This window comes from Streptomyces ruber (assembly GCF_014648075.1).
Lineage (GTDB): Bacteria > Actinomycetota > Actinomycetes > Streptomycetales > Streptomycetaceae > Streptomyces > Streptomyces ruber.
The window spans coordinates 731,050-757,120 of the sequence record NZ_BMQK01000001.1 but is presented as its reverse complement, the minus strand read 5'-3'; the positions used below and the strand labels follow the sequence as shown (position 1 = coordinate 757,120).

Annotated in this window: 19 protein-coding genes; 7 read left to right on the top strand and 12 right to left on the bottom strand. The window is 71.2% G+C overall.

Going from position 1 to position 26,071, the window contains the following annotated elements; translation table 11 throughout:
* The first annotated feature begins 34 nt into the window (after positions 1–34).
* Positions 35–2,200 carry a S9 family peptidase gene (locus IEZ04_RS03525; protein ID WP_189215086.1) on the top strand — a complete coding sequence of 722 codons (2,166 nt, stop codon included), beginning with the start codon at positions 35–37 and terminating at the stop codon, positions 2,198–2,200.
* A gap of 100 nt (positions 2,201–2,300) precedes the next feature.
* On the opposite strand, the gene IEZ04_RS03520 is transcribed toward IEZ04_RS03525, so the two are convergent.
* Genes IEZ04_RS03520 through IEZ04_RS03500 form a run of 5 tightly spaced genes read right to left on the bottom strand, consistent with a single transcriptional unit; the run spans position 2,301 to position 7,900 of the window.
* Positions 2,301–3,341, bottom strand: a complete 1,041-nt coding sequence (locus IEZ04_RS03520; protein WP_189215085.1) for an ABC transporter ATP-binding protein — start codon at positions 3,339–3,341, stop codon at positions 2,301–2,303.
* Positions 3,334–4,320 carry an ABC transporter ATP-binding protein gene (locus tag IEZ04_RS03515; RefSeq protein WP_189215084.1) on the bottom strand — a complete coding sequence of 329 codons (987 nt, stop codon included), beginning with the start codon at positions 4,318–4,320 and terminating at the stop codon, positions 3,334–3,336. Before IEZ04_RS03515 ends, IEZ04_RS03520 begins: the two co-directional genes overlap by 8 nt.
* A gap of 9 nt (positions 4,321–4,329) precedes the next feature.
* The gene (locus IEZ04_RS03510; protein ID WP_189215083.1) at positions 4,330–5,358 is read right to left on the bottom strand and encodes an ABC transporter permease; all 1,029 of its coding nucleotides are present in this window, start codon (positions 5,356–5,358) and stop codon (positions 4,330–4,332) included.
* A complete protein-coding gene (locus IEZ04_RS03505; protein ID WP_189215082.1) occupies positions 5,351–6,274 on the bottom strand; it encodes an ABC transporter permease in 924 nt (307 codons plus the stop codon). The genes IEZ04_RS03510 and IEZ04_RS03505 overlap by 8 nt, the downstream gene beginning before the upstream one ends.
* 6 nt (positions 6,275–6,280) lie before the next feature.
* Positions 6,281–7,900 carry a peptide ABC transporter substrate-binding protein gene (locus IEZ04_RS03500; RefSeq protein ID WP_189215081.1) on the bottom strand — a complete coding sequence of 540 codons (1,620 nt, stop codon included), beginning with the start codon at positions 7,898–7,900 and terminating at the stop codon, positions 6,281–6,283.
* 426 nt (positions 7,901–8,326) lie between these two features.
* Between IEZ04_RS03500 and IEZ04_RS03495 the strand changes: the two genes are divergently transcribed.
* From IEZ04_RS03495 to IEZ04_RS03470, 6 genes are read left to right on the top strand one after another with little or no spacing between them, the layout of a single operon-like run.
* Positions 8,327–10,183 (top strand): ABC transporter substrate-binding protein, encoded by a 1,857-nt coding sequence (locus IEZ04_RS03495; RefSeq protein ID WP_189215080.1) that lies wholly within the window; start codon positions 8,327–8,329, stop codon positions 10,181–10,183.
* Between the two features lie 55 nt (positions 10,184–10,238).
* Complete coding sequence (locus IEZ04_RS03490; protein WP_189215079.1) at positions 10,239–11,306, top strand: ABC transporter permease; 1,068 nt, start codon at positions 10,239–10,241, stop codon at positions 11,304–11,306.
* Positions 11,303–12,220: an ABC transporter permease gene (locus IEZ04_RS03485; RefSeq protein ID WP_189215078.1), complete on the top strand. Its 918-nt coding sequence runs from the start codon at positions 11,303–11,305 to the stop codon at positions 12,218–12,220. The genes IEZ04_RS03490 and IEZ04_RS03485 overlap by 4 nt, the downstream gene beginning before the upstream one ends.
* A complete protein-coding gene (locus tag IEZ04_RS03480) occupies positions 12,217–13,224 on the top strand; it encodes an ABC transporter ATP-binding protein (protein WP_189215077.1) in 1,008 nt (335 codons plus the stop codon). Before IEZ04_RS03485 ends, IEZ04_RS03480 begins: the two co-directional genes overlap by 4 nt.
* Entirely contained in the window at positions 13,221–13,418 is a 198-nt protein-coding gene (locus IEZ04_RS03475) for a hypothetical protein (protein WP_189215076.1), read from the top strand. Before IEZ04_RS03480 ends, IEZ04_RS03475 begins: the two co-directional genes overlap by 4 nt.
* A complete protein-coding gene (locus tag IEZ04_RS03470; RefSeq protein ID WP_189215075.1) occupies positions 13,415–14,404 on the top strand; it encodes an ABC transporter ATP-binding protein in 990 nt (329 codons plus the stop codon). Before IEZ04_RS03475 ends, IEZ04_RS03470 begins: the two co-directional genes overlap by 4 nt.
* 99 nt (positions 14,405–14,503) lie before the next feature.
* Here IEZ04_RS03470 and IEZ04_RS03465 read toward each other — a convergent pair whose 3' ends face one another.
* The 7 genes from IEZ04_RS03465 to IEZ04_RS03435 form a co-directional block, all read right to left on the bottom strand.
* A complete protein-coding gene (locus tag IEZ04_RS03465; RefSeq protein WP_189215074.1) occupies positions 14,504–15,661 on the bottom strand; it encodes an ABC transporter ATP-binding protein in 1,158 nt (385 codons plus the stop codon).
* Positions 15,654–16,712: an ABC transporter ATP-binding protein gene (locus tag IEZ04_RS03460; RefSeq protein WP_189215073.1), complete on the bottom strand. Its 1,059-nt coding sequence runs from the start codon at positions 16,710–16,712 to the stop codon at positions 15,654–15,656. Before IEZ04_RS03460 ends, IEZ04_RS03465 begins: the two co-directional genes overlap by 8 nt.
* Before the next feature lie 11 nt (positions 16,713–16,723).
* Positions 16,724–17,674 carry an ABC transporter permease gene (locus IEZ04_RS03455; protein ID WP_189215072.1) on the bottom strand — a complete coding sequence of 317 codons (951 nt, stop codon included), beginning with the start codon at positions 17,672–17,674 and terminating at the stop codon, positions 16,724–16,726.
* Positions 17,667–18,596 carry an ABC transporter permease gene (locus tag IEZ04_RS03450; RefSeq protein ID WP_189215071.1) on the bottom strand — a complete coding sequence of 310 codons (930 nt, stop codon included), beginning with the start codon at positions 18,594–18,596 and terminating at the stop codon, positions 17,667–17,669. The genes IEZ04_RS03455 and IEZ04_RS03450 overlap by 8 nt, the downstream gene beginning before the upstream one ends.
* A gap of 136 nt (positions 18,597–18,732) precedes the next feature.
* Positions 18,733–20,346: a peptide ABC transporter substrate-binding protein gene (locus IEZ04_RS03445; RefSeq protein WP_189215070.1), complete on the bottom strand. Its 1,614-nt coding sequence runs from the start codon at positions 20,344–20,346 to the stop codon at positions 18,733–18,735.
* A gap of 715 nt (positions 20,347–21,061) precedes the next feature.
* Positions 21,062–22,978 (bottom strand): translational GTPase TypA, encoded by a 1,917-nt coding sequence (gene typA / locus IEZ04_RS03440; RefSeq protein ID WP_189215069.1) that lies wholly within the window; start codon positions 22,976–22,978, stop codon positions 21,062–21,064.
* A gap of 573 nt (positions 22,979–23,551) precedes the next feature.
* On the bottom strand, positions 23,552–25,810 hold the full coding sequence (locus tag IEZ04_RS03435) for an ABC transporter family substrate-binding protein (RefSeq protein ID WP_189215068.1): 2,259 nt from the start codon (positions 25,808–25,810) through the stop codon (positions 23,552–23,554).
* Between the last annotated feature and the right edge of the window lie 261 nt (positions 25,811–26,071).

The window sequence follows — 26,071 nt, the reverse complement described above, 5'->3', positions numbered from 1 at the left end:
GCACAAGGGGGCGCATGGCCAATATGGTCGGGGCATGACGACCGAGCCCGATTCCTTCCCCCGCCGGCACGCGCGCACCCAGCGATTCACCCTCGGCGCGCCGCGTTCGTTCACCGTCTCCCCCGACGGTTCCCGTGTCGTGTTCCTGCGGTCGGCCTCCGGCACCGACCGGGCGGGCAAGCTGTGGGTGCTCGATCCCGCGGACGGCGGGGAGCGGGTCGCGGCCGACCCGCCGGCCCTGCTGAACGGCGCCGCGGAGGAGCTCTCCGCCGCCGAGCGGGCACGTCGCGAGCGCAGCCGCGAGGGCGGTGCCGGCATCGTCGGCTACGCCACCGACACAGCCGTCGAACTGGCCTCTTTCGCGTTGTCAGGGCGGCTTTTCGTGGCCGGGCTGCGGGCCGGGACGACCCGTCGGCTGGCCGTGCCCGGACCGGTGATCGACCCACGCCCCTCCCCCGACGGACGGTTCGTCGCGTACGTCGCCGGGGGCGCCCTGCGCGTCGTCGGCACGGACGGCGAGGGCGACCGGGCGCTGCTGGAGCCCGAGTCGGAGGGGGTGACGTACGGGCTGGCGGAGTTCGTCGCGGCGGAGGAGATGGACCGCCCGCGCGGCTTCTGGTGGTCCCCGGAGGCCGACCGGCTGCTGGTGGCGCGCGTGGACGACACGCCGGTGAGGCGCTGGTGGATCTCCGATCCGGCGCATCCGGACCGGGAGCCGAGCCGTGTGGCGTACCCGGCCGCCGGGACCGAGAACGCGGACGTCCGGCTGTTCGCCGTGGGGCTCGACGGGCAGCGCACGGAGGTGGTGTGGGACCGGGCGCGCTACCCCTATCTGGCACGTGTGCACTGGTCAGCGGCGGGTGCGCCGCTGATCCTGGTGCAGGCGCGGGACCAGCGGAGCCAGCTGTACCTGGCGGTGGACCCGCAGTCGGGGGCGACCCGGATGGTGCACGCCGATGAAGATCCATATTGGCTTGAACTTTTCCCCGGTGTACCGGTCTGGACGCCTTCCGGGCAGCTCGTGCGCATCGCCGACGAGGGCGGCGCGCGGGTGCTCGCGGTGGGCGAGCGGCCGCTGACGGGCGCCGCGCTCCACGTGCGTGCCGTGCTGGACGTGACGGACGACGACGTGCTGATCTCCGCGTCGGCAGGGGAGGCTGCGGCCGACCCGGAGATCGGCGAGGTGCACGTGTACCGCGTGAACGAACTGGGCGTGGAGCGCCTGACGCAGGAGCCCGGCGTGCACTCGGCGGTACGCGCGGGCGGTGTGACGGTGCTGTCCTCGGCGGTCCCGGACCGTCCTGGCACCCGGGTGCGGGTCCTGCGGGACGGCAAGAAGGAAGTGGCGACGGTCGCCTCGTACGCCGAAGATCCCGGTCTGTCCCCGCGCGTGAGGCTCACCCAGGGGGGCGCACGCCGCGTACCGTGCGCCGTCTTGTTGCCCACGGACCACGACGGCGACACCCCCCTCCCCGTGCTCATGGACCCCTACGGCGGACCGCACGGACAGCGGGTGCTCGCCGCGCACAATCCGCACCTCACCTCGCAGTGGTTCGCGGACCAGGGCTTCGCGGTGGTCGTCGCGGACGGACGCGGGACGCCGGGCCGCTCCCCCGCCTGGGAGAAGGCGGTCAAGGACGACCTCGCGGAGGTCGTGCTCCAGGACCAGGTGGACGCCCTGCAGGCGCTGGCCGCCGACTTCCCGCTCGACCTCGGCCGGGTCGCGATCCGCGGCTGGTCCTTCGGCGGCTATCTCGCGGCGCTCGCGGTGCTGCGCCGCCCGGACGTCTTCCACGCCGGAGTCGTCGGCGCGCCCGTCACCGACCTGCGTCTGTACGACACCCACTACCAGGAGCGCTACCTCGGGCACCCGGGCGAGCGGCCGGAGGTGTACTCCCGGAACTCGCTGATCGACGACACGGGTCTGGTGGGGGCCGCCGAGCCGGCCCGCCCGATGATGGTGATCCACGGCCTGGCGGACGACAACGTCGTGGTGGCCCACTCGCTGCGGCTGTCCTCGGCCCTGCTCGCCGCGGGCCGCCCGCACGAGGTGCTCCCGCTGTCCGGCGTCACCCACATGACCCCGCAGGAGACCGTCGCGGAGAACCTGCTGCTGCTCCAGCTGGACTTCCTGCGGCGCGCCCTGGACCTCCCTGGCGTGCCGGAACACAGTGGTACAAACGCCATCCAACTTCGTTAACACGGAGGCAACTTCACCGTCGCGTCACCGATATACGGACGCGGCAAGCTGAACAGCGTACGGCCGTGCGGGTGCCGTAAACAGGCCGGGGTGCGCCATGTCACCCCGGCCTGTTGCCGTCCGCCACGACGTGCTTCTCCTCCGCGAAGTGGCAGGCCGAGTCGTGCGCGGCGGGCCCGCCGACGGCACGGAACGCCTCGGGCACGGCCAACGCCGGCACCTCCAGCGCGCACCGCTCCCGCGCCTTCCAGCAGCGGGTGCGGAACCGGCAGCCGGAGGGGATGTCCGTCGGGGAGGGCACGTCGCCGTAGAGGATGATCCGCTCGCGGTGCGCGCGGGCCTCGGGGTCCGGCACGGGCACCGCGGACAGCAGCGCCTGGGTGTAGGGGTGCGTCGGATGGTCGTAGATCTCCGTGTCGGTGCCGGTCTCCACGATCCGCCCGAGGTACATCACGCCGACCCGGTCGGAGATGTGCCGCACCACCGACAGGTCGTGCGCGATGAAGACGTACGCGAGTCCGAACTCGCCCTGCAGCCGCTCCATCAGGTTGACCACCTGGGCCTGCACGGAGACGTCGAGCGCGGAGACCGGTTCGTCGGCGACGATGATCTCGGGCCGCAGCGCGAGCCCGCGCGCGATGCCGATGCGCTGCCGCTGGCCGCCGGAGAACTGGTGCGGATAGCGGTTGACGTGCTCGGGGTTGAGGCCGACCACCTCCAGCAGCTCCCGCACCTTCCGGCGCCGGTCGCCCTTGGGCGCGGCCTCGGGGTGGATCTCGTAGGGCTCCCCGACGATGTCACCCACGGTCATCCGGGGGTTGAGGGAGGTGTACGGGTCCTGGAACACCATCTGGATGTTGCGCCGCACCGCTTTCAGCGCCCGGCCCGAGAGTCTCGTGATGTCCTCGCCCCGGTACCGGATCTCCCCGGCGGTCGGCCGCTCCAGGCTGACCAGCAGCCGGGCGACCGTGGACTTGCCGCAGCCGGACTCGCCGACGATGCCGAGGGTCTCGCCCCGGCCGAGCACGAGGTCGACGCCGTCGACGGCCCTGACCGCGCCGGTCTGCTTTCTGAACAGGACTCCCTGGGTGAGCGGATAGTGCTTGACCAGACCGTTCACCTCCAGCACCGGCTCAGCCATCCAGGCACTCCCTCCAGAAGTGGCACGCGCTCCTCCGGTCGCCGGGGACCTCGTACAGCGGCGGCACGTCGGTCCGGCACACGTCCCTGGCCATCGGGCAGCGCGGGTGGAAGGCGCAGCCCCGCGGGATGTCCGTCAGGCTCGGCGGCAGGCCCTTGATGGCGTAGAGCTCCCGTCCCTTGCGGTCGAGGCGGGGGATGGATTCCAGGAGGCCGCGCGTGTACGGGTGCGCGGGGGCCTTGTAGACGTCGTGCACGGGCGCGGTCTCGACGATGCGGCCCGCGTACATCACCGCGATCCGGTCGGCGACGTCCGCGACGACCCCCAGGTCATGGGTGATGAGGACGAGGCCCATGGTGAGCTCGCGCTGCAGCTCCGCGAGCAGGTCCATCACCTGGGCCTGCACGGTGACGTCGAGGGCTGTGGTCGGCTCGTCGGCGATGATCAGTGCGGGTTCCAGGGCCAGCGCCATCGCGATCATGATGCGCTGGCGCATGCCGCCGGAGAACTGGTGCGGGTAGTCCCGTACGCGCTGGGCGGCGGCCGGGATGCGGACCCGGTCCATCAGCTCGACCGCCCTGGCCCGCGCGTCCTTGCGGGAGGCCCCCCGGTGGACGACGAACATCTCGCCGAGCTGGTCGCCGACGGTCAGCACGGGATTGAGCGCGGACAGCGCGTCCTGGAAGATCATCGCCATCTCGGCGCCCCTGATCCTGCGCCGCTCGCTCTCCTTCAGCTTCAGCAGGTCCTGGCCGCGGAAGAGGATCCGGCCCCGGGTGATCCGCCCGGGCGGGATGTCGAGGATGCCCATGACCGCCTGCGCGGTCACCGACTTCCCCGAGCCGGACTCACCGAGCACCGCGAGGGTCTGGCCCCGGCCGACCGCGTAGTCGACACCGTTGACGGCGTGGGCGACGCCGTCCCGGGTGCGGAACTCCACGTGCAGGTCACGCACTTCGAGCAGTACTTCGGGCGGCATGGCGGCGGCTCACCTCAGCTTCGGGTCGAGGGCGTCGCGCACCGCGTCGCCGAGCATGATGAACGCGAGGACGGTGACCGCGAGCGCGCCGGAGGGCCACAGCAGCGCGTGCGGGGCGTTGCGGACGTAGGGGGAGGCGGCGGAGATGTCGATCCCCCAGGAGACGCTGGGCGGTTTCAGACCGACGCCGAGGTACGACAGGGTCGCCTCCAGCGCGATGTACGTGCCGAGCGCGATGGTGGCCACGACGATGACGGGCGCGACGGCGTTGGGCGCGATGTGCCGCAGCAGGATGCGGGAAGGGGAGGCGCCGAGGGCGCGGGCGGCCTGGACGTAGTCGTACTGCTTGGCGGTGATGACCGAGCCGCGGGCGATCCGGGAGAGCTGCGGCCAGCCGAGCAGCACGATGAACCCGATGACGGGCCAGATGGAGTTGCTGGTGATGACGGAGAGCAGCACCAGGCCGCCGAGCACGACCGGGATGGCGAAGAAGACGTCGGTGATCCGGGACAGGATGCCGTCCCAGGTCCCGCCGAAGAACCCGGCGAGCCCGCCCAGGACGCTGCCCAGCAGCGTGACCCCGGCGGTGGCCAGGACGCCGACGGTCACGGAGGTCCGTGCCCCGTGGACGGTGCGCGTGTACACGTCGCAGCCCTGCCCGTTGTACCCGAACGGATGACCGGACTCGGCGCCGTCCTGGGCCTTGGCGAGGTCGCAGTGCAGGGGGTTGCCGGAGGCGATCGCCGACGGCCAGATCGCGATGACGACCAGGAACAGGATGACGAGCGCGGAGACCAGGAAGACCGGGTTGCGGCGCAGGTCGCGCCAGGCGTCCGACCACAGGGAGCGGGTCCGTTCCGGTGCGCCGGGAGCCCCTCCCGGCTGCGCCGGCTCCAGCGACTCGGCCTCCGTGGCGGCCAGGTCCATGGCGCCGCCCATGCCGGTCGCGGCGACGGCCCCGTCCTCGGCGGCACGGTCCCCGGCCGAGATGTGCGGGCGGTCCGGCTGGGGCTGTTCCGGCTGCGGCGGCTCAGGCATAGCGGATCCTCGGGTCGAGTACGGCGTACAGCAGGTCGACCAGCAGGTTGGCGACCAGGAAGACCAGCACGAGGACGGTCACGAAGCCGACGACGGTCTGGGTGTTCTGGCGGAGGATGCCCTGGTAGAGCTGGTAGCCGACGCCGTGGATGTTGAAGATCCGCTCGGTGACGATGGCCCCGCCCATCAGCGCCCCGATGTCCGTGCCGATGAAGGTGACCACGGGGATCAGGGAGTTGCGCAGCAGGTGCCGGGTGATCACCCGGCGGCGGGGCAGGCCCTTGGCGACGGCGGTGCGCACGTAGTCGGCGCGGGTGTTCTCGGCGATCGACGTACGGGTGAGCCGGGTGACGTAGGCGAGGGAGACGGAGGCCAGCACGAGACCGGGCACGATCAGCTCGTCGAAGGGGGCCGACCAGGACACGGACGGCCTGATCCACTCCCACTCCACGCCGAGCAGCAGCTGGAGCAGCAGACCGGTGACGAAGGTCGGGACCGAGATGACGACCAGGGTGACCAGCAGGACGCCGGTGTCGACGGGCCGGCCGCGGCGCAGCCCGGTGACGACGCCGAGGACGATGCCGATGACGATCTCGAAGACGATCGCCACGATCGTCAGCCGGATGGTCACCGGGAAGGCGCTGCCCATCAGCTCGGTGACCTTCTGGCCGTTGAACGCGGTCCCGAAGTCACCGGTGAAGACGTTGCCCATGTAGGTCAGGTACTGCTGCCACACCGGCTGGTCGAGGCCGAAGTCGTGCCGCAGCCGGGCCGCGGTGGCGGGGTCGCACGCCCGCTCGCCGCAGAGGCCCGCGACGGGGTCGCCCATCACGTTGACCATCAGGAAGATGAGCAGGGTGGCGCCGACGAAGACGGGGATCATCTGGAGCAGGCGCCGGACGACGTAACGGCCCATGGGGCTTCAGCTCACTTCGATCTGGTCGTAGACGGGGACGCTGAAGGGGTTGAGCGCGACGTTCGACAGCCGCTCGGAGTAGCCCGCGCTGCCGTTCTGGTACCAGAGCGGGATGGCGGCCATCTCGTCCCGGACGACCCCTTCGGCCTGCTGGAACTTTTTGATCGCCGCGGCGGTGTCGGTCTCGGCGTTGGCCTCGTCGACGAAGCGGTCGAACTCGGCGTTCGACCACTTGCCGTCGTTGGAGGAGGCGTCGGTGTAGTACAGCGGCTGCAGGAAGTTCTGGATGAGCGGGTAGTCCATCTGCCAGCCGGCCCGGAACGGCCCGGACAGCTTCTGCCCGCTGATCCGGTTGCGGAAGTCGGCGAAGGTGCCGACGGGGTTGCCGACGCAGGCCTTGTCGTTCTTCAGGGCGTTGTTGATGGAGTTGCAGACGGCGTCGACCCACTCCCGGTGGGAGCCGGTGTCCGCGTTGTACGTGATCCTCACCTGGCCGCCGGGCAGTCCGCCGCCCTCCTCGACCAGCTTCCTCGCGGCCGCCGGGTCGTACACGCAGGCGTCGCCGCACAGGCCGTCCTGGAAGCCGCCGTCCGCGCCGAGGACGGGCGAGGTCCAGTCGGTGGCGGGGGTGCGGGTGCCGCGGAAGATCGTCTCGGTGATCTGCTCACGGTCGATGGCCCGTGACAGCCCCGTACGGACCTTGTCCACGCCCGCCTTGCCCCAGCCCTTGTCGTAGTAGGGGAAGGCGAGCGTCTGGATGATGCCGGCCGGGGTGTTGATGTACCGGCCCTCGAGGTCGGTGTCGACGTTCTTCAGCTGGGTGGCGGGGACGTCGTCGACCAGGTCGAGGTTGCGGGCCAGCAGGTCGGTGTAGGCGGTGTTGCTGTCGGTGTAGACGCGCAGGTCGACGCCGTCGTTGCGGGCCTTGTCGGGTCCCGGGTACTGGTCCCACTTGCGCAGGGTGAGCTGCGCGCCCCTGGTGTAGGACTGGACGACGTACGGGCCGTTGCCGACCGGCTTGGCCAGCCAGGCGTCGTGGTCGTCGAAGAAGGCGCGGGGCAGCGGGGCGAAGGCGGCGTAGCCGAGGGTGTCCGGGAAGGACGAGAACTTCTGTTTCAGCCGGACCGTGAAGGTGTGGTCGTCGACCACCTTCAGCCCGGAGAGGGTGTCGGCGCTCTGCCTGCCCTCGTCGGGATGGGCCTTGTCGTAGCCCTCGATGTACTCGAAGAAGTACGCGTTCTTCTGGTTGTTCCTGAGGCTCGCGCCGTAGTTCCAGGCGTCCACGAAGGACCGGGCGGTGACCTCCTCGCCGTTGCTGAAGGTCCAGCCCTTCTTGACGGTGACGCGGAAGTTCCGCGAGTCCGAGGTCTCGATCCGCTCGGCGAGCATGTCCTCGGCCTTGCCCGTCTTCGGGTCGTACTGCTTGAGCTGCCGGAAGACCATGGAGAGGACCTTGCCGCCCTGCACCTCGTTGGTGTTGGCCGGCTCCAGCGGGTTCTGCGGGTCCCCCCAGGAGGAGCTGAGCACCGCGCCGCTCTCACCGCCCCCGCCGCTGCCGCAGCCCGCCGTCACGAGCACCGTCGCCGCCGCACAGACGGCCCATGGGGCGTGCGTGCGTCCACGCATGGAGTGCCTCCTCGTAGGTGCGGAGTGCGCCGGCGCCGGGGCACTGGTCCTCACCGGTCACTCTCCATCGCTAATGGACAAAGCACACATTCGCCTCACCCGTACGGGGTCTACCGTCCTCCGTCCGGGGCGCTCCGTCCGCTCTCCGGGGGCCGTGTCACCCGTACGGAGGCATGTCCCCTCCGGCGCGCCCCCGCCGGACCGCCAGTCACCCACCAGGAACGCTTCACCGGTCTGGACCATTGACCGGATCAAGCTCTCAACTCCGTTGTTTTTGCAGGCCAGATGGGACACGGTGCGCCGTTGACGTGCGCCGAGCGGCGCTGGTACACACTCATCAGCCCAGGTGACGTCACTTTCGGTACAACCCGGCCCAGCACCGCGACCAGCCCCGACTGCGCGAGCGATGACGTGAGGTGTCGACCTATGAGCACCCGAGACCAGCACGGCAGAGGACGCCTCCGCCTCCCAGCTCCACGACCCCGGACGGCTCGGCTCGCCGCCGCCCTCGCCCTGGCGGCCGGCCTCACGGCTCCCCTCGCCCCGGCGGCCGGCGAGGCCCGGGCGGCGGACGACGACGGAAAGAGAGTCCTCACCGTCGCGGTCGCGCAGAGCGTCGACTCGCTCAGCCCCTTCCTGGCGACACGCCTGGTCAGCACGAGCATCCACCGGCTGACGTACGAGTACCTGACCGACTACGACGTCAAGGACGCCCGCGCGATACCGGGCCTGGCCACCGAGTGGGCGCCGTCCGCCGACAAGCTCACCTGGACCTACACGATCCGCTCCGACGCCGCCTGGTCCGACGGGCGGAAGGTCACCGCCGAGGACGCGGCCTGGACGTTCAACACGATGATGACGGACCCGGACGCCGCCACCGCGAACGGCAGCTTCGTCACCAACTTCGAGAAGGTCACCGCCCCGAGCCCCACCGAGCTCGTCATCCGGCTGAAGAAGCCGCAGGCCACGATGACCGCACTGGACGTGCCGATCCTGCCCAGGCACGTCTGGGAGAAGGTCGGCGACTACTCGGAGTTCAACAACGACAAGGACTTCCCCGTCGTCGGCAGCGGCCCGTTCGTCCTCACCGACTACAAGCCCGACAGCTACGTACGGCTGGAGGCGAACAAGAACTTCTGGCGCGGCGCCCCCGAGTTCGACGAGCTGGTCTTCAAGTACTACAAGGACGGTGACGCGGCGGTCGCCGCCCTGCAGAAGGGCGAGGTCTCCTTCGTCGGCAACCTGACGCCCGCCCAGGCCGAGGCGCTCGGCAACCAGGAGAACATCAAGGTCAACGACGCCCCCGGGCGCCGCTTCCTCGCCCTCGCCGTCAACCCGGGCGCCCGCGCGCGCAACGGCGAGGAGTTCGGTGACGGGCACGCGTCCCTGCGCGACCAGCGGGTGCGGCACGCCCTGTTCCTGGCGGTCGACCGGAAGACGCTCGTCGACCGGGTCTTCCGGGGCCACGCGGTCGAGGGCGAGGGCTACATCCCGCCGCGCTTCTCCACGTACTACTGGGAACCCTCCCCGGACCAGGAGCTCGCCCACGACCCGGCCGAGGCGAACCGGCTCCTCGACGAGGCGGGCTACCGGAGGAACGGCGACGGCAGACGGGTCGGCGAGGACGGCGAGCCGCTCACCTACCGCGTGCTGTGCCACGCCACCGACCCCAACGACAAGGCGGTCGGCCAGTACCTGAAGGAGTGGTGGGGCGAACTCGGCATCGGCATGGACCTCGAATGCCTGGACAACGTGAGCGACCCCTGGCTCGCGGGCGAGTACGACCTTGCCTTCGACGGCTGGTCCGTCAACCCCGACCCGGACTTCGTGCTGTCGATCCACACCTGCGCGGCCCTGCCCGCCACGCCCCGGGACACCGGCGCGACCGACAACTTCATCTGCGACAAGAAGTACGACGACCTGTACGCCCGCCAGCTCGCCGAGTACGACCCGGCCAAGCGCGCCGACCTTGTCAAGCAGGCGGTGTCGCGGCTGTACGACCTGGGGTACATGAACGTCATGGCCTACCCGAACGCCGTGGAGGCCTACCGCACCGACCAGATCGCGTCGATCACGACCATGCCCGAGCAGGCGGGCAACATCTACGGCCAGGACGGCTACTGGAGCTGGTGGTCGGCCGAGCCCGCGGCCTCGGCCGGCTCCTCCGGAGGCACCGGCTCCACCGGCGTCGTCATCGGCATCGTCGCGGGTGTCGTGGTCCTCGCGGGCGTCGGCGGGTTCCTGGCCATGCGCCGCCGTGCCACCGCGGAGGACCGCGAGTGAACCGTGAACCGACTCCCCGTGAACCGACTCCCGCAGCGGCGACGGGCGGCCGCCCATGACCGCTGACACCGCGACCGCGCCGGCCGGCGGGGCCGACGGGGCGGCCACCGCCGCCCCCTCGCCCCGCGGCCCCCGGGCCCGCACCTGGGCCGCTTACCTGCGCTACGGCGCCGGGAAACTGGGCGGCGCCGCCGTCTCCCTGCTCGCCGTCCTCGTCACCGGCTTCTTCCTGTTCCGGCTGATCCCCGGCGACCCGGTGAAGACCATGACCGGCGGCCGCCCGGTGTCGGCCGAGCAGCTGGCCGCCTACCGGCGGGAGTTCGGGCTCGACCTGCCGCTGTGGCAGCAGTTCACGGACTACTGCGGCAAGGCGCTCACCGGGGACCTCGGCACCTCCTACCAGTTCCGGGCGCCGGTCACCGAGAAGATCGGCGAGGCGCTGCCGAACACCCTGCTGCTCACCGGCACCGCGTTCGTGCTCTACACGGCGCTCGGCATCGTCCTCGGCACCCGCTCCGCCTGGCGCGCCGGCCGGCTCGGGGACCGGCTGAACACCGGTCTGGCGCTGACCCTCTACTCCGTCCCGTCGTTCTGGCTCGGCCTGCTGCTCATCATCGTGTTCTCCGTCGGCATGGGACCCGTCCCCGGGCTCTTCCCGACCGGCGGCATGGAGTCGGGCGGCGAGGAGGGGCTCGCGCACCTCCTCGACGTCGCCCACCACCTCGTGCTGCCGGTGATCACGCTGGTGGCGGTGGAGTACGGGCAGACGCTGCTGGTCACCCGCTCGGCGCTGCTGGACGAGACGGGCAGCGACTATCTGACGACCGCGCGCGCCAAGGGGCTCCGCGACGACCTGGTGCGGCGTCGGCACGCCGTCCCGAACGCCATGCTGCCGACCATGACGCTGATCTTCGTCAACCTCGGCCGGACGGTGGCGGGCGTGATCCTCGTCGAGACCGTCTTCTCCTGGCCGGGGCTCGGCGGCCTGTTCTACCAGGCCCTGAGCGTGCCCGACCTGCCCCTGGTGCAGGGGCTGTTCCTCTTCTTCGCCTCGGCGGTGATCGTGATGAACACGCTGGCCGATCTGGTCTATCCGCTGCTCGACCCGCGGGTGGGCCGATGACCGACACGACCGGAGCCGCTCCGCCGTCCGTACGGGCGCTCGTCCGGCAGCGCCGCCGCCGGGCCGCGTCGCGGTTCTGGCGGCAGTACCGCGCCCACCGCGCCGGCCTGGTGGGCCTGGCCGGGCTCGCCCTGTTCGCGCTGGTCGCCCTGACCGCGCCCCTCACCGTCGGCTCCGACGTGGCCGGGGTGACCGACGCGCCGGGCCGGCCGCTGGAGGGGCCGACCGCGGAGTTCCCGCTCGGCACCGACCGGTTCGGGCGCGACCTGCTGGGGCTGCTGGTGTGGGGTTCGCGGGTCTCGCTGCTCGTGGGGCTGCTGGCGGCGGCGCTGTCCGTGGTGATCGGCGCGCTGGTCGGCATCACCGCCGGGCACTTCAAGGGCGCGTACGCGACGGTGATCATGCGGGTCACGGACTGGTTCCTGGTGATGCCGGCGCTGGTGCTCGCCGTCGCGCTCGCCGCCGTCATGCCCCGCTCGCTGGGCACGGTGATCCTGGCGATCGGCGTCACCTCGTGGCCGACCACGGCCCGGCTGGTGCGGGCGCAGACACTCGCGGTGGAGTCGCGGCCGTACATCGAGCGCGCCAAGGCGCTCGGCGGCGGTCACGGCCACATCATGACCCGGCACGTGCTGCCCAACGTGATGCCCCTCGTGCTGGCGCAGACCACCCTGATGGTCTCCGCCTCGATCCTCACCGAGGCCACGCTGGCCTTCCTCGGCGTCGGCGACCCGACGGTGGTGTCGTGGGGCGGCATGCTCCAGGACGCGCGGGAGGCGGGTGCGGTGAGCGCCGGGGACTGGTGGTACCTGGTGCCGCCGGGCATCGCCATCGCCGGGGTCGCCCTGGCGTTCACCCTGTGCGGACGCGCGGTGGAGTCCGTCCTCAACCCCAGGCTGGGGGTGGCCCGGTGACCCTGCTGGACGTGACGGACCTGACGGTGACCTACCCGGGCGGGGCGGCCGCGGTACGGGGCGTGGACCTGCGCCTCGACGCCGGGCAGAAGCTCGGCGTCGCGGGCGAGTCGGGCTGCGGCAAGTCGACGCTGGCGCTCGCGCTGCTGCGGCTGCTGCCGGCCGGCACGAAGGTCACCGGGAGGATCCTGCTGGACGGGGAGGACGTCCTCACGATGCGGTGGGGGCGGCTGCGGGCGGTGCGCTGGGCCGGCGCCTCCATCGTCTTCCAGGGCGCGATGCACTCCCTGAACCCCGTGCACCGGATCGGCGACCAGATCGCCGAACCGATCCTGCTGCACCGCGGGGAGACCGCCGCCGGGGCGCGCAGACGCACCGGCGAACTGCTGGAGCACGTGGGCCTCCCGGCGGCGCGCGCGTCGGCGTACCCGCACGAGCTGTCCGGCGGGCAGCGCCAGCGCGTCATGATCGCCATGGCGCTCGCCTGCGACCCGCGGCTGATCGTCGCCGACGAGCCGACCACGGCCCTGGACGTGATGATCCAGGCCCAGATCCTGCGCCTGATCGAGCAGCTGGTCGCCGAGCAGGACGTCGGCCTGATGATGATCAGCCACGACCTGTCGGTCCTCGCCGACCTCTGCGACCGGCTCGCGGTGATGTACGCGGGCCGGGTGGTCGAGGAGGGCCCCGCCCGAGAGGTCCACGAGAACGCCCGGCACCCCTACGCGGCGGCCCTGTCCGCCGCGTTCCCGCGCATCGGTGACTCGGCCTCCCGCTTCGCCCCGCGCGGCCTCCCCGGCGACCCTCCCGACCCGGCCGCGGTCCCCTCCGGCTGCGCCTTCCATCCGCGCTGCCCGGTGTCCGTGGACGGCTGCGACACGGTGGCCATCGGGCTGCGGGAGGCGGCACCGGGACACCGGGCGGCGTGCGTGCACGTGCCGGAGGAACCCGGTGCGGCCACGCCGGCGAGCGGGGACACGAAGGACGCGAGGAGCACCCCATGACCCCACCACCGCCCCTGCTCGGCGCACGGCAGTCGCACCCCGCCCCCGAACGACGGAACGACGACGCCGCCGCACGGACCGGCGACGGCCACGACACGCGACACGTCCGGCTGCGGGACGCGGCATCCGGACGACGGGTCGCGTGCGCGCACGTGCCCGCCGGGCACAGCGAGGACGCGAGGAGTGCCGTATGACCACACCACCGCCCCTGCTCAGCGCGCAGGGGCTGCACGTCACCTTCCCCGGGCGGCACGGCGGGGCGCCGGTGCGGGCCGTGGACGGGGTCGAGCTGGACGTCCGGCCCGGGGAGATCGTGGCGCTGGTCGGTGAGTCGGGCTGCGGCAAGACGACGCTGGCCCGCGCGCTGCTCGGGCTGGTGCCACCGGCCGCCGGCGCCGTCCGCTTCGCCGGAAAGCCGCTGGAGTACTCCTCCCGGGCCCTGAAGGCGTACCGCAGACGCGCCCAGCTGGTCCTCCAGGACCCGAGCGGGTCGCTGAACCCGCGGCACACCGTGTACGACGCGGTGGCCGAGGGGCTGCGCATCCACGGGTACGCCGGGGACGAGCGGGCGGCGGTCACGGACGCCCTGGCCCGGGCGGGGCTCAGGCCGCCCGAGCGGTTCTTCCTGCGCTACCCGCACGAGCTGTCCGGCGGGCAGCGCCAGCGCGTGGTGATCGCGGGCGCGCTCGTCCTGGAGCCCGAGCTCCTCGTCGCCGACGAGCCGGTGGCCTCGCTGGACGCCTCCGTGCGCGGCGAGATCCTGGCCCTGCTGCTGCGGCTGCGCGACGAGCTCGGCCTGGCCGCCCTCGTGGTCACCCACGACCTGGGCCTCGCGTGGAACATCGCCGACCGGGTCGCGGTGATGTACCTGGGCCGGATCGTGGAGACCGGCGGCGTCGAGCAGGTCCTGACGGCGCCCCGGCACCCGTACACCCAGGCCCTGCTGTCGGTCCTCCCGGACGCGCCGGGCGACCCCGTCGTGCTGGCCGGCGAGCCCCCGGACCCGTCCCGCATCCCCTCCGGCTGCCGTTTCCGGGCCCGCTGCCAGGTCCTGGCCGGCGGCGAGGCGGAACGGGCGGGCGTCGCCGAGCGGTGCCGCACGGAGGACCTGGAAGTGCTGGACGGCGGCGGGGAGGCGCAGGTGGCCTGTCACTGGGCGCGGGCCCGGGTGGCCACCTGAGAGCCCGTACGGCTCCGCATACGCCGGTTCCCGGCACCTGACCTGAACAGGTGCCGGGAACCGTGGCGTCCACCGCGTGGACAGCGGGCAGCGTGGACGTCAGGCCGCGTGGACGACGTCCTTCTCCTCGGCGAAGTGGCACGCCGACTCGTGGGCCGCCTGGGTGTCCTGGCCCTTGAAGCGCTCGGGGACCGCCAGCAGCGGCACCTCCTCGGCGCACTTGTCCTGCGCCTTCCAGCAGCGGGTGCGGAAGCGGCAGCCGGACGGCGGGTTGGCCGGGGAGGGCACGTCACCGGTCAGGATGATCCGCTCGCGCCCCTCGCGGGCCTCCGGGTCGGGCACCGGCACCGCGGAGAGCAGCGCCTGCGTGTACGGATGCGTGGGGTGGTCGTAGATCTCCGAGTCGGTGCCGATCTCGGCGATCTTGCCCAGGTACATCACGCCGACGCGGTCGGAGATGTGCCGGACGATCGACAGGTCGTGCGCGATGAAGACGTAGGACAGGTTGAACTCGTCCTGCAGCTTCTCCATCAGGTTGACGACCTGCGCCTGCACCGACACGTCGAGCGCGGACACCGGCTCGTCGCAGATGATGATCTCCGGGTTGAGCGCGAGGCCGCGGGCGATGCCGATGCGCTGGCGCTGACCGCCGGAGAACTGGTGCGGGTAGCGGTTGATGTACTCCGGGTTGAGGCCGACGACGTCGAGCAGCTCCTGCACCCGGCGGCGGCGGTCGCCCTTGGGCGCCACCTCGGGGTGGATGTCGAAGGGCTCGCCGATGATGTCGCCCACCGTCATACGGGGGTTGAGCGAGGTGTACGGGTCCTGGAAGACCATCTGGATGTTCCGGCGGACCGCCTTCAGCGCGCGCCCGGACAGCTTGGTGATGTCCTGGCCCTTGTAGAAGACCTCGCCCGCGGTGGCCCGCTCCAGCGTCATCAGCAGCTTGGCGACGGTGGACTTGCCGCAGCCGGACTCGCCCACGATGCCGAGCGTCTCGCCCTGGTACAGGTCGAAGGAGACGCCGTCGACGGCCTTGACCGCGCCGACCTGCTTCTTGAACAGGATGCCCTGGGTCAGCGGGAAGTGCTTGACCAGGTTGCGCACCTGGAGGATCGGCTCGCCGCGCCTTACCGGTTTCTCGATCGCCGCGACGGCCGCGTCCTCGCCGGCCGCGTCGACGACGTCGACCTCGGTGGTGTTCGGGGTGGCGTCGGCCCGCTCCACGGCGTCGTCCTTCTTGCCGAGCTCAGCCATGGATCTGCTCCTTCCAGAAGTGGCACGCGCTCCTGCGGCCGGGCAGTGCGCCGCCGTCCCGCTCCGTGACGTCGTACAGCGGCGGCGTGTCCGTGCGGCAGATGTCCTGCGCCTTGGGGCAGCGCGGGTTGAAGGCGCAGCCCGTCGGGATCTTCAGCAGGTTGGGCGGCAGGCCCTGGATCGCGTAGAGCTCCTGGCCCTTCTGGTCCAGGCGCGGGATGGAGTCCAGCAGGCCCCGCGTGTAGGGGTGCGCGGGCCGCTTGTACAGCTCGTGCACGGGGGCGGTCTCCACGATCCGGCCCGCGTACATCACGGCGATCTTGTCCGCGACGTCGGCGACCACGCCGAGGTCGTGCGTGATGAGGATCAGGCCCATGTGGTACTCGCGCTGGAGCTCCGCGAGCAGGTCCATCACCTGGGCCTGCACCGTCACGTCGAGGGCCGTGGTCGGCTCGTCGGCGATGATCAGGTCCGGCTCCAGGGCGAGCGCCATGGCGATCATGATGCGCTGGCGCATACCGCCGGAGAACTGGTGCGGGTAGTCGTTGACCCGCGCGGCGGCGGCCGGGATCTTGACCTGGTCCATCAGCTCGATGGCCTTGGCCTTGGCCTCCTTCTTGGAGAGGCCCTCGTGCACGCGGAACATCTCGCCGAGCTGGTAGCCGACGGTGAGCACCGGGTTGAGCGAGGAGAGCGCGTCCTGGAAGATCATGGCGATCTTCGAGCCGCGGATCTTCCGCCGGTCCTCGGCGGACATCTTGAGCATGTCCTGGCCGCGGAAGAGGATCTCGCCCTGCGGGATCCTGCCGGGCGGCATGTCGAGGATGCCCATGATCGCCTGGGCGGTCACGGACTTGCCCGAGCCGGACTCGCCGAGGACGGCCAGCGTCTCACCGGCGTCGACGGTGTAGTTCACGCCGTTGACGGCCCGGGCGACGCCGTCGCGGGTGTGGAACTCGACGTGCAGGTCGCGGACTTCCAGCAGCGGGGCGGAGTTGCCGTCGTCCGCCCGGGGCGCCGGGACGGCCGAGGTGTTGTCGATGATGGTCAAGGTACGCCCTCCTAGCGCATCTTCGGGTCGAGGGCGTTGCGCACCGCTTCGCCGAACATGAGGAACGCCAGCACCGTGATGGAGACCATGACCGAGGGCATCATCAGGACGTGCGGCGCGTTGCGCAGCTGGTCCTTTCCGGCGGAGACGTCGATTCCCCAGGATACGGTCGGCTCGGCCAGACCGATTCCGAGGTAGGACAGCGTGGCCTCGGCCGCGATGTAGCCGCCGAGCGCGATGGTCGCGACGACGATCACCGGGGCGATGGCGTTCGGCAGGATGTGCCGGAACAGGATGCGGCTGGTCGAGGCGCCGAGCGCCTTGGCCGCCGTGACGTAGTCCGCCTGCTTGATGGTGATCACCGAGCCGCGGGCGACACGGGCGATCGTGGTCCAGCCGAGGAAGGCGAGCGCCAGGACGACGACCCAGACGGTCCGCTCGGCGAAGGTGGTGAGGACCACCATGGCGCCCAGCATGAACGGGATGCCGGAGAACACGTCGGTGAGGCGGAACAGGATCGCGTCCAGCCAGCCGCCGAAGTAGCCCGCGAGCACACCGACCAGGGTGCCGAGGATGGTGACCAGCGCGGTCACGCCGACGCTGACGATGATCGAGGCGCGGGCTCCGTGGACCATGCGGGCCCAGATGGAGCGGCCCTGGCCGTCGTAGCCGAGCCAGTCCGCCTGGAAGAAGTGCGACCAGTTCGGCGCGCCGAGGTAGTGGTTGCTCAGGTCGGCGTCGCGCGGCGAGGCCCCCGTGAAGAGGCCGGGGAAGGCCGCCATCACGAGCAGCAGCACGATCAGCACCGCCGAGATGACGAACATCGGGCTGCGGCGCAGGTCGTGCCAGGCGTCCGACCAGAGGCTGCGCGTCTTCTCCGCCTTGGCGTCCACGGGCACCGGCACGGTGGCCGGCTCCCCCGCGGGCAGTTTCTTGGCGGAGGTGTCAAGAGCCTCAGGCATACCGGATCCTCGGGTCCAGGACCGCGTAGAGCAGGTCGACGAGCAGACTGCAGACGAGGTAGATGATCACGATGAGCGTCACGACGCCCACCACGGTCGAGCCCTCGCGGCGGCTCAGTGCCTCGTACACCGTGTAACCGACGCCGCGGACGTTGAAGATGCCCTCGGTGACGACGGCGCCGCCCATCAGGGCGCCGAGGTCGGAGCCGAGGAAGGTGACGACGGGGATCAGGGAGTTGCGCATCAGGTGGACGCCGACGATGCGGCGGCGCGGCAGGCCCTTGGCGACCGCCGTGCGAACGTAGTCGGCGCGCAGGTTCTCCGCGATGGACGTGCGCGTGAGGCGGGCGACGTACGCGAGGGAGAGCGAGCCGAGGACGATCGCGGGCAGCAGCAGCTGGCCGTAGTTCTCCGGGTCGTTCACGTTGGGGTCGACCCAGCCCAGCTGGAAGGCGAAGAAGTACTGGAAGGCGTAACCCAGCACGAAGGAGGGCACGGAGATCAGCAGCAGCGTCAGCGCGAGCAGCGACTTGTCCACGAGGGTGTCGGGGCGCAGACCGGCGACGACGCCGAGGGTGATGCCGACGACCACGGTGAAGAGGAAGGCGAAGATGGTCAGCCGGGCGGTGATCGGGAAGGCGTCCGCGATCACGTCGGCCACGGGCTGCTGACTGGCGATCTGGGTGCCGAAGTCTCCCTGGAACAGACCCGTGAGGTAGTCCCAGTACTGGAGCAGGAATGGCTTGTCGAGACCGAGCGAGCGCTTGATCTCGGCGATCTGCGCCTGGTCGATGGCCTGCTCTCCGTAGAGCGCCCGGACCGGATCACCGGGGAGGGCGTACATCATGCTGAAGATCAGGAGAGTTGACCCGAGGAAGACCGGGATCATTTGGAGCAGTCGCCGTGCGACATAACGCCCCATGTTTGCCTCCGTGCGTGGGGGAATACTGCCCCGGGACAGCCTCCCCCTGATGCGGCGAACGGCTGTCCCGGACGTGCCCCCGCCGGCGCGGGTCTCCGCGCCGGCGGGTAGGCGGTCGAATGGCCCGAAGCCCTGGTTACTTGACGGTGACCTCGTCGAGGACGAAGTCGCCGTGGAAGTCGACGTTCACGTTGTCGACGTTCTCCGAGTGGCCGCCGTTGATGCGGTAGTACCACAGCGGGATGGAGGGCATCTTCTCCAGGACGACCTTCTCGGCCTCCTGGTACGCCTTGATGGACTCCTCCAGGGTGGCCGCGTTGTCACCCTGCTGGAACAGCTTGTCGATCTCCTCGTCGGAGAAGCGGCCGTTGTTCGCCTCGGCCTTCGACCAGTACAGCTCACGCAGGAAGTTCACGTTCAGCGGGTAGTCGGCGACCCAGCCGCCCCGGTAGAACGACTTCACCTGGTCGTTGTCGCGCGCCTCGAGGTCCGTCTGGAAGTCCGGCTTGGCGTCGCCGACGCAGTCCACGCCGGTGGCGTTGCGGATCGACTCGCAGACCGCGGTCACCCACTCCTTGTGGCCGCCGTCGGCGTTGAACTGGATGAAGATCTTGTTGTCCGGGACGCCGCCGCCCTCCTTGATGAGCTGCTTGGCCTTCTCCGGGTTGTACGTGAAGACGTCCGTGTCCAGGTCCTGGTTGCCGTTGACCTGCGGCGGGGTGAAGCTCTTCGCCGGGGTACGGGTGCCGTTGAGGACCGTCTTGGTGATCGTCTCGCGGTCGATGGCCATCGACAGGCCCTGCAGGACCTTGGGGTCGATGTCCTTCCACTGCTTGCTGTAGAAGACCGGGGTGATGCCCTGGATGGCCGCGTACGGCGCGTCGACCGCGCGGTCGCCGAGGTCCTGCTTGTACTTGGGCAGGTCCTTCGGGCCGACCTGGCGGATCATGTCCAGGTTGCCGGAGAGCAGGTCCTGGTAGGCCGCCTCGACGGTGGTGTAGTTCTTGAAGAGGATGCCCTTGTTCTTGGCCTTGTTGTCACCCTGGTACTCGTCCCAGGCGGCGACCTGGATGAGCTTCTTGTGGTCCCACTTCTCGAACTTGTACGGGCCGTTGCCGACCGGCTTCTGACCGAAGCCCTTCGGGTCCTTGTAGAACGCCTCCGGCAGCGGGGCGAAGGTGGAGTAGCCGAGCTTGTACTCCCAGTACGGGACCGGGTTGGTGAGCTCGACGGTGAAGGTGGTCTCGTCGACGACCTTCAGACCGGACATGGTGTCGCCCTTGGGGTCGCCCGACTCCGGGTGCACGTCCTCGTAGCCGGCGATGTCCGCGAACCAGAAGCTGTTCTGCTGGTTGTTCTTGATGTTCGCGTACCAGTTCCACGCGTCGACGTAGGTCTTCGCGGTGACCGGGGTGCCGTCGTGGAACTTCCAGCCCTGCTTGAGCTTGATGGTCCACGTCTTGGAGTCCTCGGTCTCCACGGACTCCGCGTTCGCCATCTCGAGGTTGCCCTCGGCGTCGTACGAGACCGGGCCCGTGAAGAGCGCCTTGATGACGTAGGCGCCGAGGGACTCGTTGGTGTCTGCCGGGACCAGCGGCTTCTGCGGCTCGCCGACGTCGATGGAGACGTAGCCGTCCGGCTGCCCGGCGGTCTTGTTGCCGCCGTCCTCGCTGCCGCCTCCGCAGGCGGTGGCGGCCAGGGCGACGACTATCGCGCCCGCGACCCACTTGGCGCTCTTGGCACCGCGCATGGGTTCCTCCTCATGAGTCCACTGATCACTGCAAGAGGGGCAGCCGGAGTGTTCACCGACACATCTGACGGCGTTCGTTTTCCGTGCCCCGAGTGTGCTCGTGAGTCGGCGCTTCCCACTGCGCGTGACCCATTGACCCGAGCTCTACGCGCCTAACTATCTGCCATGCACCTTGGCCGAACCACATTTCTGAGGTCTCGGTTCGATCACAGCCGCCACCTACATTGCTCAAAATCCGGACAAACAGTTCGGTGAAAGATCCCTGCGAAACGGACTTGTTACACATCTATCGGGGGTAGTTGTCCGAATAGCGGACACATGGCGAGCAAAATAGGTTTGTGAGAACCATGGTCGACGTGCAGAGTGCGTTTCGACCGGCTTCGGCCGCTCACCCGGGCCGGACCCCGAGCGGATGACCGCGACGGCGGGGCCGTCCCGGCGACGGCAGGGCGCCCCGGCGCCCGCGTCGGCACGGCGGATGCACGGGACGTACGGAGCGGGCCGCACGGCCCGTAGGGCGCGCCGTGTCCGCAGCAGGCTAGTGCGGGCGGACACCCCCGGCGTCCCGCCCCCGCCAAGTGAAGGGTTTTCCCTACCCTCACCCTTTCGGCCTTCTTCTCGCCCTGTGCCCCGTTCCGCGGCCCGAGGCAGGAACGGCACCGGGCACGCCGCTGTGGCGGCGTGCCCGGTGCCGTTCCCGTCGGCAGGCGCTGTGTCAGCCGTGCTTGGCGCGGCTCGCGGCGCGGGCGCGCTCGCGGGCGTCCAGGTTGACCTTGCGGATGCGCACGGCCTCCGGGGTCACCTCGACGCACTCGTCGTCGCGGCAGAACTCCAGGGACTGCTCCAGCGACAGCTTGCGGGGCGGCACGATGGACTCGGTGACGTCAGCGGTGGAGGACCGCATGTTCGTCAGCTTCTTCTCCTTGGTGATGTTGACGTCCATGTCGTCGGAGCGGGAGTTCTCGCCGACGATCATGCCCTCGTACACCTCGGTGCCCGGCTCGACGAACAGCACGCCGCGCTCCTGGAGGTTGGTCATCGCGAAAGCGGTGACGGAACCGGAGCGGTCGGCCACCAGGGAGCCGTTGTTACGGGTCTGGAGCGTGCCGAACCAGGGCTCGTGGCCCTCGTGGATGGAGTGGGCGATGCCCGTGCCGCGCGTGCTGGTCAGGAACTCCGTACGGAAGCCGATGAGGCCGCGGGACGGCACCACGAACTCCATGCGGACCCAGCCGGAGCCGTGGTTGGACATGTTGTCCATCCGGCCCTTGCGGACGCCCATGAGCTGCGTGACGGCGCCCATGTGCTCCTCGGGCACGTCGATCGTCATGCGCTCGACCGGCTCGTGCAGCTTGCCGTCGATCTCCCGGGTGACCACCTGCGGCTTGCCGATGGTCAGCTCGAAGCCCTCGCGGCGCATCTGCTCGACCAGGATGGCGAGCGCGAGCTCACCGCGGCCCTGGACCTCCCAGGCGTCGGGGCGCTCGGTGTCCAGCACACGCAGCGAGACGTTGCCGATGAGCTCGCGGTCGAGGCGGTCCTTGACCTGACGGGCGGTGACCTTGCGGTCCTTGACGGCCGCCTTGGCGTCGGCGCCCTTGCCGGTGCCGCCGCGGCCGACCAGCGGGGAGGTGTTGGTGCCGATGACCATGGAGATCGCGGGCTCGTCGACCGTGATCAGCGGCAGCGCGACCGGGTTCTCCGGGTCGGCCAGGGTCTCACCGATCATGATGTCGGGGATGCCGGCGACGGCGCAGATGTCACCCGGGCCGGCCTTCTCGGCGGGCTTGCGGGTCAGCGCCTCGGTCATCAGCAGCTCGCTGATGCGGACGTTGGTGACGGACCCGTCGCGCTTCATCCACGCGACCGTCTGGCCCTTCTTCAGCTCGCCCTGCTGCACGCGGAGCAGCGCGATGCGGCCGAGGAAGTTGTCGGCGTCCAGGTTGGTGACGTGGGCCTGGAGCGGGGCGTCCTCCTCGTACGTCGGAGCCGGGATGTGCTCCAGGATCGTGGAGAAGAACGGCTCCAGGCTGTCGGAGTCGGCGGGGACGGTGCCGTCCGCCGGCTTGGTGAGGGACGCGACGCCGTCACGGCCGCAGGCGTAGACGATCGGGAACTCGATCTGGTCCTCGTCGGCGTCCAGGTCGAGGAAGAGGTCGTACGTCTCGTTGACGACCTCGTCGATCCGGGAGTCCGGGCGGTCCGTCTTGTTGATGCACAGGATGACGGGCAGGCGCTGCTGCAGCGCCTTGCGCAGCACGAAGCGGGTCTGCGGCAGCGGGCCCTCGGAGGCGTCGACCAGCAGCACGACGCCGTCGACCATCGACAGACCGCGCTCGACCTCGCCACCGAAGTCGGCGTGGCCGGGGGTGTCGATGATGTTGATCGTGATGGGCTCCCCGCCGTCCTTCGGGTGGTACTTCACCGCGGTGTTCTTGGCGAGGATCGTGATGCCCTTCTCACGCTCCAGGTCGTTCGAGTCCATCATGCGGTCGTCGACCGAGTCGAGCTGGTGCGCGGCGAAGGCACCGGCCTGCTTGAGCATGCCGTCGACGATCGTGGTCTTGCCGTGGTCGACGTGGGCGACGATGGCGACATTGCGGATGTCGTGACGCGTTGAGGTCACAGCCATGGTGCGGCGTATCTCCCGGAGTGTGAGGTATGCCTCGCGGACGTCTGCGTCCCGCGGGCCCTGCCGGGCTGGACACGCCACGGCCTCACCCCATGGTACGTGGCCACCGGGGCGGGGGCTCGCGGGGCGGTCGTACGGTGGCGGACCTCACGGTCACCGGGTGTCACGGGGCTGCGGCACGGCGCCGGGGGCCGGGTCCGTGCCTGCGGCCCCGGCTCGGTCCGCGGGTCCCACCGGGCGGAGCCGGGCCGCGCGGTGGTGAGCGGTCGGCATGGCGTCGCAGGGCCGCAGGTCAGCTGGACCGGCCGTCGGCGAGCCCGCGCGTCGGGCCGGGGCCGGGGAGTCCGTACGGCCACGGTCCGCGAGCCGCTGCGCGACGGCGCGGCACCGGGGCCGCGGGGGTGGCGCCCGGCGTACCGCCCCGGCGGCGGGGCCGTACGCCGGGCGGGGACGTACCGGGCCACGGAACCAGGAGGTTCTCGCGGCCTGGGTCTGCGGGGCGCGGACTTCGGGCCGCGGGGCCGGAGCCGGGCCGCGGGGCCGGAGCCGGGCCGCGGGGCCGGAGCCGTCCGGTCACGGTCGGCGTGGAGGGGCCGGGGCCGGGGGCTTCTTCAGGAAGCCCATGTCCTCGTAGACCGGTGTGCGGAGCCCGAAGGCGCCCGCGTTGGCGAGGTCGGTGCGGGCCGCCATGAGCTGTGGGCGCTGGTACAGGGGGATCGAGCCGGCCATGGCCCAGATGCGGGCGTCGGCCTTGCGGATCAGGGAGACCGCCTCGTCCTCGTCGAGCGTCGCGGCGGCCTGGTCGAAGAGCTGGTCGACCTGGTCGGTGCCGAGCCGGGTGAAGTTCTGCTCGATGCTCAGGGAACCGTCGGCCGCCGGCACCGGCTTGGCGTAGACGGGGCGGGCGTCGGTGGCCGGGTACGCGGTGGCGGGCCAGGAGTACAGCGCCAGGTCGTACTGGCCGTTCGCGACGTGGTCCGTGAAGTAGCTGTCGTCCGGCACCTTGGTGGTCCGGGTACGGATGCCGACCCGGGCCAGCATGCGCGAGATCCTCTCGCCGACCACCCGCAGGGTCCCGGAGCCGGGTCCGGACGGCAGCACGAACCGCAGGACGAGCTCCTTGCCGTCCTTGACGACCGGACCGTCCGGGGCGCCCGCCGGCGCCGCCGTGCCCTTCGGGGCGTACGCGCCCGGGGCACCGCCCTGCTGCGCCCGCTCCCGCGCCGACTGCCGGTCGTTGCGGACGAGGCGCCGCGCCACGTCGTCGTCCGGCCGCCGGCCCGTCCGCGGTGCACCGGCCTCCCCGACGCCCGGCTTGTCGTCCTCGCCGACGATGTACGTCCCGTCGTCGTCCTCGGAACCCTCGGAGTCCTCGGAGTCCTCGGGGCCCTCCGCGTCGTCGGCGGTCCGTCCGGGGCGCGCCTTTCGGGCGCCCCCGGCCCCCGTCTTCCCCGTCTTCCCCGTCTTCCCCGCCTTCACCGCGCCGCCCCGCACCCACCCGGCGTCCGCGAGCAGCGCCTCGGCCTCCTCGGTGTCCTCGTCGCCGAGCGCGCCGCTGCCGTCGGCGTACGCCGCCTGGCCGGAGAGGGCGAGGTGGCTGCCGACGGGCTCGGCGGGCAGCCCGAGCGGCGTCAGCACCAGGCCCGCCAGCTCCTCCCGGTGCAGCGCGCGGGCCACGGCGCGGCGCACCCGCTCGTCGGCGAGAGGGCCCTCTGAGCCGTTGAGCGCGAGCTGGGTGGAGGCGGGCTCCAGTGACTTGCGGACCGTGTAGCCGCGCAGGGCGGACTGCTGCGCGGCGTACCGGGCGCGGGCCGCCCGCAGCCGGTGGCGGGCGTCCGTCTCCTCGTCGGCGGCCGCCTCGTCGGACCCGTGCGCGACGGCCCAGGAGCGCAGCGCCGCGGCCGGGGTCAGGCCCGCCCCGGGACCCCGGGTCAGTGCCTGACCGCCGCTCCGGCCGGCCAGGGAGATCCGCCGGGCCTGGTCCGGGTCCACCTCCGCCAGGTCGACCTCGCGCTTGAGCAGCGCCTTCAGCCGCTCGTCCCGGGGCACGGCGCGCAGCACGAGCCGTTGCAGCTTGGCGGTCCGGCCCCACCAGCGCGGGCTGCGGACGAGGGTGACCTCACCGCTCTCGCGGTCCACGCCCTGGAGCGCGAAGGGCCCGGCGGTGACCTTCAGCTTCCGCCGCGCCCCGTCGTTGAAGGAGTCCGGCGTCCCGGTCACCTGCTTCGGGTACAGCGGTGAGAACAGCGACTTCCAGTCGGCGTACGGCCTGCCGAAGGTGACCCGCACCTCCAGGTCGCTGGCGCCGCGTTCGACCTTCTGGATCCGGTCGTACCCGGCGTTGCGGGCCGTCCAGTACGCGGAGTCCCTGCCGGACAGGGCGCGCCACTGGGCGGCGAAGTCGGCGGCGCCGATCTCCCGGCCGTCGCTCCAGACCGCCTGCTGGTGGAGCCTGTAGACCACCACCTGCTTGGGCTCGCGGTCGACGACCTTCGCGGACTCCAGGTAGTCCGCGTTCCGCTCCGGCCGCCCGTTCGCGTCCAGCCGGTACAGGGACGGCAGGACGGCCTGGGCGACCCGGGACGTGGTGGCGTCGGTGTCCGCCTGGAAGGTGTTGAACGTCTCCGGCACCGCGTCGACGGCCCACCGCAGGGTGCCTCCGTCGGCGATCCGGCCCCGGGACGCGGGGGCGGTGTCCTGCCCGGCGAGGGGCCGGCCGGCCGCGTCCTTCTCCCCGCACGCGGTCAGCAGGGGCACGGTGAGCAGCCCGGCGGCGAGGAACGCCGCCGAGCGCGTCACCGCGCGCGACCCGACACGGTGGTCGTGGGACATCCGCAGCTCCTCGTTCCTCCGGGCCATCGCTCCGCCGCGCCACCGGTCCCGCGCAGTGTCCGATCATCTGCTGATCAGACCGACGGCGGACCGACACGGACGGGGCCCACTGAAGGGGAAAGAATTCTTCCGTCGTGGGAGGCACGGCGGGCGGCCGCCCCGACACCACCCGTGCGGCGCAACGCGCCGGTGCCCGCCCCCGGCCCTCGCGCCCGCGCCCCGCCCCGCCCGCCTGTCGGATTCAGCCGTACCGGCGCATTC

Bases quoted from the DNA above. Each gene is read 5' to 3' on its own strand.
- IEZ04_RS03525 (WP_189215086.1), top strand. From the start codon at position 35: ATGACGACCGAGCCCGATTCCTTCCCCCGCCGGCACGCGCGCACCCAG.
- IEZ04_RS03520 (WP_189215085.1), bottom strand. From the start codon at position 3,341: ATGGCTGAGCCGGTGCTGGAGGTGAACGGTCTGGTCAAGCACTATCCG.
- IEZ04_RS03515 (WP_189215084.1), bottom strand. From the start codon at position 4,320: ATGCCGCCCGAAGTACTGCTCGAAGTGCGTGACCTGCACGTGGAGTTC.
- IEZ04_RS03510 (WP_189215083.1), bottom strand. From the start codon at position 5,358: ATGCCTGAGCCGCCGCAGCCGGAACAGCCCCAGCCGGACCGCCCGCAC.
- IEZ04_RS03505 (WP_189215082.1), bottom strand. From the start codon at position 6,274: ATGGGCCGTTACGTCGTCCGGCGCCTGCTCCAGATGATCCCCGTCTTC.
- IEZ04_RS03500 (WP_189215081.1), bottom strand. From the start codon at position 7,900: ATGCGTGGACGCACGCACGCCCCATGGGCCGTCTGTGCGGCGGCGACG.
- IEZ04_RS03495 (WP_189215080.1), top strand. From the start codon at position 8,327: ATGAGCACCCGAGACCAGCACGGCAGAGGACGCCTCCGCCTCCCAGCT.
- IEZ04_RS03490 (WP_189215079.1), top strand. From the start codon at position 10,239: ATGACCGCTGACACCGCGACCGCGCCGGCCGGCGGGGCCGACGGGGCG.
- IEZ04_RS03485 (WP_189215078.1), top strand. From the start codon at position 11,303: ATGACCGACACGACCGGAGCCGCTCCGCCGTCCGTACGGGCGCTCGTC.
- IEZ04_RS03475 (WP_189215076.1), top strand. From the start codon at position 13,221: ATGACCCCACCACCGCCCCTGCTCGGCGCACGGCAGTCGCACCCCGCC.
- IEZ04_RS03470 (WP_189215075.1), top strand. From the start codon at position 13,415: ATGACCACACCACCGCCCCTGCTCAGCGCGCAGGGGCTGCACGTCACC.
- IEZ04_RS03465 (WP_189215074.1), bottom strand. From the start codon at position 15,661: ATGGCTGAGCTCGGCAAGAAGGACGACGCCGTGGAGCGGGCCGACGCC.
- IEZ04_RS03455 (WP_189215072.1), bottom strand. From the start codon at position 17,674: ATGCCTGAGGCTCTTGACACCTCCGCCAAGAAACTGCCCGCGGGGGAG.
- IEZ04_RS03450 (WP_189215071.1), bottom strand. From the start codon at position 18,596: ATGGGGCGTTATGTCGCACGGCGACTGCTCCAAATGATCCCGGTCTTC.
- IEZ04_RS03445 (WP_189215070.1), bottom strand. From the start codon at position 20,346: ATGCGCGGTGCCAAGAGCGCCAAGTGGGTCGCGGGCGCGATAGTCGTC.
- typA (WP_189215069.1), bottom strand. From the start codon at position 22,978: ATGGCTGTGACCTCAACGCGTCACGACATCCGCAATGTCGCCATCGTC.
- IEZ04_RS03435 (WP_189215068.1), bottom strand. From the start codon at position 25,810: ATGTCCCACGACCACCGTGTCGGGTCGCGCGCGGTGACGCGCTCGGCG.